Genomic DNA, 9,413 nt, shown 5'->3' on the forward strand with positions numbered 1-9,413 from the left:
GTCACTCATCTCCGTTCGATACGGCCGGAACGGCCTGGGTGTTCGCCACGGCCAGGACGGCCTGGATGATGTTGTGGTAGCCGGTGCAGCGGCACAGGTTGCCTTTGAGCGCGAGCCGTACGTCCTGTTCGGTGAGCGGGCCGGGCGCGGAGCCGAGGAGCGACACGGCGGCCAGCACCATGCCGGGTGTGCAGAAGCCGCACTGCACCGCGTGGTGCTCGTGGAAGGCCCGCTGGACCGGGTGGAGCCGGTCGCCGTCCGCCAGCCCCTCGATCGTGACGACGGACCGCCCGTGGGCCTGCGCGCCGACCACGGTGCAGGACTTGACGGCCCGTCCGTCGAGCAGGACCGTGCACGCGCCGCAGGAGGTGGTGTCGCACCCGATGTTCGTTCCGGTCAGCCCGAGCTCGTCCCGCAGCAGCCCGGCGAGGGTGGTGCGCGGCTCGACGGCGGCGGCGACCGGCCGCCCGTTCACGGAGAGCTTGATCTCGACGTCTTCTCGGCTGCCGGATTCGGTCACGGGGCGACTCCGATCTCGATGAGCGCGCGGCGGGTCAGGACGCGGGCCAGGTGGCGGCGGTAGTCGGCGCCGGCCGTGCGGTCGGTCGGGGGGTCGGTGCCCGCGTCGGCGAGCGCGGCGGCCTCGGCCGCTCCCGCGCCTCGCTTGAGGGCCGCCTCCACGCCGGGCGCGCGCACGGGGACCGGCGCCAGGCCGCTGATCGCGACGCGCCCGGAGGAGACGGCGACCGCGACGACCGCCCATTCGAGCGCGTCGCGGTGGAACTTCCGGTGACTCCACGGCCCGGTGTCCGGTGCGACCCGCACCTCGGTGATCAGCTCGCCCGGTTCGATCGCGGTACGGCCCGCCCCGAGGACGAAGTCGCGCAGGGCGATGACCCGGACGCCGTCCCGGCGGGCCAGCACGACGCTCGCGTCCAGCGCGATTCCGGCCAGGATGAGGTCGGCGGCCGGATCCGCGTGCGCGAGCGACCCGCCGATCGTCCCCATGTGCCGGATCTGCGGATCGGCGATCAGCGCCGCGGCTCCGGCCAGCGACGGTAGCCGTTCCCGCAATAGGTCGCTGGCCGCCAGGTCGCAGTGCCTGGTGGTCGCGCCGATGGCGAGGTGCGAGCCGTTGTCGGTGATGTGGGACAGCTCCGTGAGGTGCCCGATGTCGAGCAGGGTCTCGGCGCGGGCGGTGCGCGCCTTCAGGGCGGGCAGCAGCGACTGGCCTCCCGCCAGCACGGTCACCCCGCCCTGACCAAGCCTGATGAGGGCGTCGGCGAGGTCGCCGGCGCGCCGGTAGCCGAACGCGGCGGGGATCACGGGCCGTCGCCTCCCCATGGCGCGCATGTCCGGACGAGCGCGGCGACCACGTCCCGTTCGCGGGGGACCAGGTAGAAGTGCCCGCCGGGGAACACGGCCAGCCGGAACCCGCCCCGCGTGTATTCGGACCAGGACCGCGCCTCGTCCTCGCTCACCTCGACGTCGCGATCCCCGATGAACGCCATGATCGGCGCGGGGAGCCGCTCCCGGGCGGGCGGCTGGTAGGTCTCGGCCACCTCGTAGTCGGCGCGCAGGATCGGCAGAGTCAGCTCGCGGAGCACCGGATGGTCGAGCGCCTCCTGCTCGGTGCCGCCGAGCCGTCCCATCTCGGCCCACAGTGTGTCGTCATCGGCCAGGTGGACGGCGGTGTCGCGCAGCCGGTCGGGCGCGGGCCGCCCCGACACGACCAGCGCGGCCGGGCGCACGGCGAGCCGTCGCGCCACCTCGTGCGCGACCGACGCGCCGAGGCTGTGCCCGAACAGGACGACAGGCCCGCGCCGGGCCAGCGGCGCGATCGCCTTCGCGGCTCGGTCGGCCATCTCGTCCATCCGCCGGATTAGCGGCTCGGAGACCCGGTCATGGCGGCCCGGGTACTGCACGGCGTGGAGTTCCACGTGTTCCGGCAGGTGGGCGTGCCAGGAGTGGTAGAAGCTCGCGTTGCCGCCGGCGTGCGGGAAGCACACGAGGCGGACGCGCGGCGCGTGACGGGGCGCGTAGGCCCGGAGCCAGTCGTTCACGCGCCCCCCTCCCCCGCGGCCTTGGCGAGGGCGGCGACGTCGTCGGGTGCGAGGGGGGTGGCGGTCTCGCCGTGGAGGAGCTCGGGTGGGCCGAGTTTGCTGGTCATGTCCTGCCATATCCGGCAAAGGGTGAGGTGGTACTGACCACGGCGGGCGGGCGGTTCCCCCGCGCGGGCCGCGTCGCGCAGCTCGGTCAGCGCGTGCTCGACGCCTTGCGGCCACACGGTGTCGAAGATCCGCCGATGGCTCGCCGCGACCGGATCGCCGAGCGGCAACACGCTCGGCACGTCGAGATGGTCGGCGACGGCGTCGTCCGGTTCGGCGAAGTGGACGGTTCCCGTGCTGGAGTCCTGGACCTGCTGCGGGAAGTCCGGGCGGGGACTCCACGTGACCGGCCCGTGGGTGCCCACGAGCGTGAGGTGCCCCCCTTCGGTGCCCAGCGTGATCCGATGCAGCAGGTGCGCGAGGTTGTCGGGGTCGGCCGGGTCGAGCTGGTTCTGCACCCGGAACGTCACGGGCACCCCCGCGATCACCCCGTCCAGCGCCCGGAACGGCGCCCCCGTGCGGGCGAGCCTCGCCAGCTCAGGCGACGGCGGCGCGGGCTCGGCCAGCCCCCACGGGCGGACCCCGCCGAGGGTCTGGCCGATGATGTCGAGCATCGCGTACGCCACCTGGAACCCGCACGCGGCGTCCACGTACCGCGGCCGCTGCCGGCTGAGCAGTTCGGCCGCGGCCGCCATGAAGCGCCGGACCGGCGGGGTGTGCACGTAGAACGAGTTCAGATGGTAGACGACGCCTTCCCGCGCCGCCGTGCGCAGGCACTCGGCCAGTTCGTCGTGGTGCAGCGGGTGCTCCTGCAACACGTGGATCCCGCGCTCCATCAACGCCCGGGCGACCTCGGCGCCCGCCCCGCCGAGCAGTCCGCCCCTGATCACCACGCACGCGAGCCGGACGTCCGGCGGGACGTCGTCGACGTGGGTGAACAGCGGCACGCCGTAGTGCTCGGCGCAGGCCCTCGACCGCGCGCTGCCCTGCGCGAGGATTCCCCCCAGCTCGAACGGGAACCCCGGCCGCCGGAACGACTGCAGGTACACCTGCCCGAACTTGGTCCCCGCCACGACGACCCTCGGCCGACCACTCACAGCACGCCCTCCTCGACACCGGCGTCGACATGCAGGTCACAGGCCACGACGGCGGCGCAGCCTGCCAGACGGTCCAGGATCTGGGATGGACCGTGCGGAATCTCCGCGAGATGCCACACCCCGGGCGGCACGTCACCCTGTTCCACGGCCCAGGTCGCGAGGGCCGCCGCCGTCCCTGTGAGTGCGCTCGCACCGGTCCCGCGCAGGACGAGCGACCTGGACTCGTCGTCACTGCTCGCGGTGAGGACCAGCAGCTGGTAGCGCTCATGCCCGAAGGCGTCCAGCTCCGCCGCCGCACGCAACTCGTCCGCCGACGCCCGCCCGTAGAGCGCGGCGAGCACGCGGTTCCCCGCGTACGCCGAGTACCACTCGACCTCCCGCAGCCCATGCCGCCTGGCCACGCGTTCCGTCTCGGTGCTGAGGTACGGCACAGCGGTGATCGGCTCCGGATAGAACGGCACCTGAACGGCCTGTCGCGTGCGCAACGCTCCCGGCACCCGCCGGTCGCCCCGCCACGCCGCCATGGCCTCGCCGTACGCGTCGGCGCCGAGGTAGTCGACCGCCGCGACCTCCGTGATCGTGTCGCGCCCTCCGACGTGGGCCGTCAAGGTTTCGGCCTCGGGAAAGCCCGAGAGCAGAACGTGCGGCAGCAGCCCGCTCAGCCCCGGCATCATCCCGGCCGAAACGACCGCCGTCCACGGCCCGGCGAGCCGGCTCAGCTCCGCGTGCAGGGCGTCGTCTCCCGACGCGTCCACGTAGCGGGCTCCGGCCGCGTGCGCCGCCCGGGCGACGCGGGAGCCGATCACGGCGGCGGGCCCCGCGCAGTTGAGCACGGTCGTCGCGCCGGCGCAGAAGGCCGCCAGGCCGGCGGGGTCGAGTGCGTCCACACGGTCCGGCGCGGTGCGGCCGCCGACGCGTAGGGGTCCCGCCCCCCAGGTGCGGAGCTGGGCGACGGCGTGGGCGCCGACCTGGCCGTGGCCGCCGATGACGGCGATCATCGCAGGGCCTCCCACAGGTCGTCGGCGCCGTGGATCCGCAGTTCGCCGAGGCACACATCGCTCCACCAGGCCAGCGGGGCTCCCACGAGCGTGACGTCTCCGGCGTACAGGTCCGGCTTGGCCGCTCCCATCTCGGGCTCGACCAGGGTCAGCCCGGCCACGTCGTGTCCGGCCTCGGACAGGTGCCTGGCCAGTTCGAGCGCCAGCGGCGCGCCCGCCCCGCAGCCCACCACCCTCACAGGGGCGTCTCCGGGGGTCGCGGCCACGGCGTCGGCGAGCAGGCGGTCGGCGTCGCCTTCGGTCGTGACGCGCCAGGCCGTGCCCAGGTCGCGCAGGACCTCCAGGACCTCGTCCGTGGCGCCGACGACGAGGTAGCGCCCCGGGCCGGTGCCGCCGAGCGGGGTGAGGACCGCGTTCTCCTCGGCGGCGCCCGCGGTGGAGGTCGTGGTGGAGGTCGTGGCGTGGCTGGTCAGGTGGGTGGCGAGGGCGGCGACCGTCGGGTGCTCCAGGATGTGGCGAAGGAGTTCGTCGAAGTACGCCCGGGCGGCCTCGGGGATCTCCTCGATCACCCGGCCGATCAGTCGCGCGGCCAGCAGGGAGTCGCCGCCGAGGGTGAAGAAGTCCTGGTCGCGGGCCACGCCGGGGGCGCCGAGGACCTCGGACCAGATGGCGGCGACGCGGCGTTCGAGGTCGGTGCGGGGCTCCTCACCTCCGGCGGCGGCCGCCTGCTCCACCGCGGGCGTGAGCCACGCCTGCAGCGCGGCCCGGTCGATCTTGCCGGTGCTGCCGTACGGGAGCGAATCAACGATCTGCAGGCGCGGCAGCATGTATTCGGGGAGCCGCTCGGCGAGATGGTCGTGCAGGTGGACCGGGTCGAGCCTGGCCCTGTCGGCCTTGAACCTGGCGGCGAAGACGCGGATGCCGATCTCCGCCAGCGGGCCATCCCCCGTGGGCAGGCACGCGGCCGGCTCGCCGCCCGCGCCGGACACCATGGACGCCCATTCCGCCGCGCTGAGGAACGTCCGATCAGTTCCGCGACGCTGGTCGAGGAAGTCGCCGGTCTCCTCGTCGAGGCGGACGAGCACTTCGAGCGAGGCCATGATCTGGTGGTGGTCACGGGTCATCTCGACGAACACCAGCCAGCCGCCGGGCGCGAGCAGCTCGCGCAGCCGGCCGAGGGTGGCCGCGACGTCCCGGGTCGCGTGCAGCACGTCCCCGGCGACGATCACGTCGGCGCAGCCGGGGGTCAGTCCCTGCGTGCGGATGTCCTCGTCCAGGTCGAACGCCGCGTACCGGATGTCGTCTCGTCCGGCGAACCGGCGGCGCGCCTCGCCGAGGAAGAACGGCGACAGGTCGGTGTAGAGGTAGTCGGCGAACGCGGGCGTGCCTTCCGAGATGTCGTCCAGTGCGGCCAGCACCTCGGCCGTCAGGCCGCCCGCGCCCGCGCCTACCTCCAGGACGCGGACCGGTTCCGGCTGCCCGGCGGCGAGCTGCGCCACGATCTGCCCGGCGGTGCGACCGGCCCACTGGTTGAACAGCGTTCCGGCGTACAGAGTGTCGGTGATCTCGAGGCGGCCCTCGGGGAACAGCAGCGCCGCCGGATTTTCGGCGCCGCGCAGCAGCGCGGGCAGGTGTTCGCCCGCCGTGCGGAAGTAGTCGAGCAGTGCCCGATCGCCTTCGATATCGGGCCATGACCGGTCGGGCGCTTTGACCAGTTCGTACGCGCCGTCCAGCTCGGTCAGCACGCCCTCCTCGACCAGCGCGTTCAGGAAGCGGCGGACCAGCCGCCGGTGCCTGGGCAGCACCCCGGTCGCGGCGTAGATCTCGTCCATCCCGTGGCGCCCGCCCTCGAACAGCCCGGCCGCGCGGAACGCGTCGAGCATCACGCCGAGCGCCACCTGGTCGAGGACGCGCAGATAGTCGAGGTAATCCGGCTGTTCGACGGCCGCGCGCAGCTCGGCGGCGTCCGCGCTGATCGCGGGCAGCGGCGGCGGCCGGCGGCGCGCGGGCTCGGCGAAAGCGGTCAGCCTGCGGTCGAGGGGCGGCGTGCCGTCGACGACCACCGCGCATCCGGCCACATCGGGATGGGCGGCCAGGGCCGCTTCGATTTCGCCCAGCTCGATCCGGTGGCCGCGGATCTTCACCTGGAAGTCCTCGCGGCCGAGGAACTCGATGACCCCGTCGGGCAGGTAACGGCCGAGATCACCGGTCCGGTAGAGCCGCTCGCCCGCCTGGGTCACGAAGCGCGCGGCGGTCCGCTCGGGATCGTTCAGGTAGCCCTCGGCCACGCCGGCCCCACCGATGTAGAGCTCACCGGGCACCCAGTCGGGGCACGGCCGCATCCGCCGGTCCAGCACGTGGAAGGTCTGGTTGGTGAGTGGCACACCGTAGGGGATGGACCGCCACGAGGGATCGACCTCGTCGATCGGATAGATGATCGACCAGATGGCGGCCTCCGTCGCGCCGCCGAGGCTGACCACGGCCAGCCCGGGAACCCGCCGCCTGATCTGGTCGGGCAGCGGCACGGGGATCCAGTCGCCGCTCAGCAGCGCCACGCGCAGGGTCGGCAGGGTGACGGACGGGGTGGCCCGGAGGTAGTCGTGCAGCATCTGCAGTTGCGCGGGGACCGAGTTCCACAACGTCACGCCGTGCTCGGCGATCAGCTCGGCCCAGTGCGCCGGGTCGCCGCGCCGGTCGGGAGAGGGCAGGACCAGGCAGCCTCCGGCCGCCAGCGGCCCGAACAGGTCGTAGACCGACAGGTCGAACCCGAGGCCGGCCAGCCCGAGCACCCGGTCGCCTGGCCCCACCGCGAACCGGGCGTCGATGTCGCGGACCGTGTTGAGCGCGGCCCGATGGGTGATCATCACGCCCTTGGGGATGCCGGTGGATCCGGACGTGTGGATCACGTAGGCGAGCGCGTCAGGCGTCACCTCGGCCGCGGGAGCCTCCCCGGACGTCAGGTCGTCGACGGCGACGGGCGTGCAGGGCCACTCGTCGTACGCGAGGTCGCGTTGCGTGAGTGCGACCCGGATTCCGGCGGCGGTGATGATGCCGTCCCGGCGCGCCCGCGGCTGGGAGGTGTCCACGGGGACGTAGGAGCAGCCCGCCATCAGGGCTCCGAAGACCGCCACCACCTGCTGCCAGCCCTTGTCGGCCACCACCGCGACCAGGTCGCCCGGCCGGCAGGCGTGCTCGTCGCGCAGGGTGGCGGCGACGGCCGCGGCGCGGGCGGTCAGCTCGGCGAAGGTCAGGGTCCGGCCGTCGGCGATGACGGCGGGAGCGCCGGGGGTGCGGAGGGCCTGAGCGAGCACGCCGTCGTGCAACAGGCCTTCGGGCAGGGGCCCGCCCGTGGCGTTGACGGCCGCGCGGCGACGCAGTTGCTCCTGTGGGAGCCGGGCGGGCGCGGCCTCGAGCCAGCGGTCGTCGCCGGTGGCCAGGGCGCGTAACAGTTCCTCGTACGCGGCGAACATGGCTTCGGCGACGCCTTCGGGCAGCACGCCCTCGCGGACGTCCCAGTTGCTGACGAGGGTCGCGCCGCGTTCGATGTTCTGGCAGTCGATCCAGACCTGGGGGGTCTGGCTGATGCCGTACCCGGGATCGGGGAAGGCCCGCTGGGTGCTCTCGCCACGCAGGCCGATGGCACTGGTGAAGACGACGGGCATGAGCGCCGCCGCGCCGCCGCGGCGGCGGGTCAGCTCCCGCAGGACCTCGACGCCGGAGTAGAGCCGGTGGTCCAGGTCGGCCCAGAGCGTGGCCTGCAGTTCCTTGGCCCGGTCGTGGAAGGGCGCGTCCGCGTCCTGGTCGACCGCGAGCAGGCTGACCGAGGTGAAGTCGCCGACCAGCAGGTCCGCCTGCGGGTGGACGGGCGCCCGGTTGAGCAGCGTGATGTCGACCGTGAACCGCGGCTTGGCGCTCCACAGCCCGATGATCTCCGTGTACGCGGCGAGCACCGCGCCCGACGGGGTGATCCCGTGCCGGGCGGCGCGTTCGCGCAGGCCGGACCACTCGTCCGCGGACAGCGTGAGCTCGTGCCTGGCGAACCTCGCCGCTCCCGGCGCGGGGGGCAGGATCGGCAGTTCCGGGGCCGGGGGCAGGTCGTCGATCCGGTCGAGCCAGTAGTCACGGTCGCGTTCGTAGCGGGAGCCGGTGTGGGTGCGGCGTTCGGCTTCCAGGTAGTCGCGGAAGGTGATCTCCAGCGGCGGCAGCGGCTCGTCCGGCCGCTCGTAGCGCGCGGCCAGCTCGTCGAGCAGCACCTGGATGCTGACGAAGTCACAGATGAGGAAATCTATGGACAAGTGCAGGACACTGCGGTCGGGCTCGCGGCTCACCTTCAACGAGAACAGCGGCCAGGCGTCGGTGCGGTAGACCATGTGGTCCAGCTCGCCCCGGGTGAAGACGGCCGGGCGCTCGGCGACCTCGATGACGTACTCGGGCACCTCGGGCAGCACCCTCTGGGCCCCACCCGGTTCGATGACCGCGCGGAGCATGTCGTGCCGCGCGATCAGGTCGTTCCACGCCGTCTGCAGCCGGCCGGCGTCGAGCGTGCCGCCCGGGAAGGCCAGCTCGCCGTAACCGTGGCAACCGACCCCGCCGTACGAGAACGCCTCGCCACGCCCGAGCAGGTAGGCGGCCTGCACGTCGGTCACCGGGAACGGTTCGTGACGCCGCTCCGCCTGGTGGACCGCGACGGGCCCGCGCGCCTCACCCAGCAGCGCGAGCACCTCGTCCTTGTGCTCGGAGAGGGCGGCCTTTCTGCTCTCCGTGAGTACGCCACGGGGGGCGCGGAAGCGCAGTCTGCCGTCTTCCTCCCACAGCCGCACTCCGAGCGCCCGCAGTTCTTCGACCAGCCTCGCACCACCACGGGCAGTCACAGTTCACCCTCCTCGAAGTCCGCCCAGAAGTCCATGTGGTCCAGGTCAGGATCAAGTCGCGCCCCCACGGCCACGGCCAGGTCCGCGACGGTCGGCCGGGCCAGCAGGTCCCGCAGCGGCACGTCGGCCCCGAACCGGTCGCGCACGACGGCGACCAGCCGGGTGGCGAGCAGGCTGTCGCCGCCGAGGGCGAAGAAGCTCTGCCCGCGCCCGGGCGGCGGGCATCCCAGCAGTTCGGCCCACACGGCCGCGAGCCCGGTTTCGAGCCCCGGCCTGGGTGGTTCGTCGACGGGTTCGGACACGGCGCAGAGCCGGGCCGTCGCATCCCGGTCGATCTTG

At 73.4% G+C, this 9,413-nt stretch carries 7 protein-coding genes; all 7 read right to left on the minus strand.

Features of this window, described 5'->3' with window-relative positions; translation table 11 throughout:
- Position 1 precedes the first annotated feature (1 nt).
- Positions 2–520 carry a (2Fe-2S)-binding protein gene (locus tag N5079_RS23430; protein ID WP_261586136.1) on the minus strand — a complete coding sequence of 173 codons (519 nt, stop codon included), beginning with the start codon at positions 518–520 and terminating at the stop codon, positions 2–4.
- Complete coding sequence (locus N5079_RS23435; protein WP_261586137.1) at positions 517–1,326, minus strand: FAD binding domain-containing protein; 810 nt, start codon at positions 1,324–1,326, stop codon at positions 517–519. The genes N5079_RS23430 and N5079_RS23435 overlap by 4 nt, the downstream gene beginning before the upstream one ends.
- Entirely contained in the window at positions 1,323–2,063 is a 741-nt protein-coding gene (locus N5079_RS23440; protein WP_261586138.1) for a thioesterase II family protein, read from the minus strand. Before N5079_RS23440 ends, N5079_RS23435 begins: the two co-directional genes overlap by 4 nt.
- The gene (locus tag N5079_RS23445; protein WP_261586139.1) at positions 2,060–3,205 is read right to left on the minus strand and encodes a Gfo/Idh/MocA family oxidoreductase; all 1,146 of its coding nucleotides are present in this window, start codon (positions 3,203–3,205) and stop codon (positions 2,060–2,062) included. The genes N5079_RS23440 and N5079_RS23445 overlap by 4 nt, the downstream gene beginning before the upstream one ends.
- A complete protein-coding gene (locus N5079_RS23450) occupies positions 3,202–4,203 on the minus strand; it encodes an NAD-dependent dehydratase (RefSeq protein WP_261586140.1) in 1,002 nt (333 codons plus the stop codon). Before N5079_RS23450 ends, N5079_RS23445 begins: the two co-directional genes overlap by 4 nt.
- On the minus strand, positions 4,200–9,074 hold the full coding sequence (locus N5079_RS23455) for a non-ribosomal peptide synthetase (RefSeq protein WP_261586141.1): 4,875 nt from the start codon (positions 9,072–9,074) through the stop codon (positions 4,200–4,202). Before N5079_RS23455 ends, N5079_RS23450 begins: the two co-directional genes overlap by 4 nt.
- Positions 9,071–9,413 (minus strand): phosphopantetheine-binding protein (locus N5079_RS23460; protein WP_261586142.1); only part of this gene is annotated, 343 nt, incomplete at its 5' end. The genes N5079_RS23460 and N5079_RS23455, both read right to left, overlap by 4 nt.

Source organism: Planotetraspora sp. A-T 1434 (assembly GCF_025420585.1).
Taxonomy (GTDB): Bacteria; Actinomycetota; Actinomycetes; order Streptosporangiales; family Streptosporangiaceae; genus JAOEGB01.

What these genes read in the sequence shown, in the direction of transcription:
- N5079_RS23450 (WP_261586140.1), bottom strand. Translation starts at nt 4,203, where the DNA reads ATGATCGCCGTCATCGGCGGCCACGGCCAGGTCGGCGCCCACGCCGTC.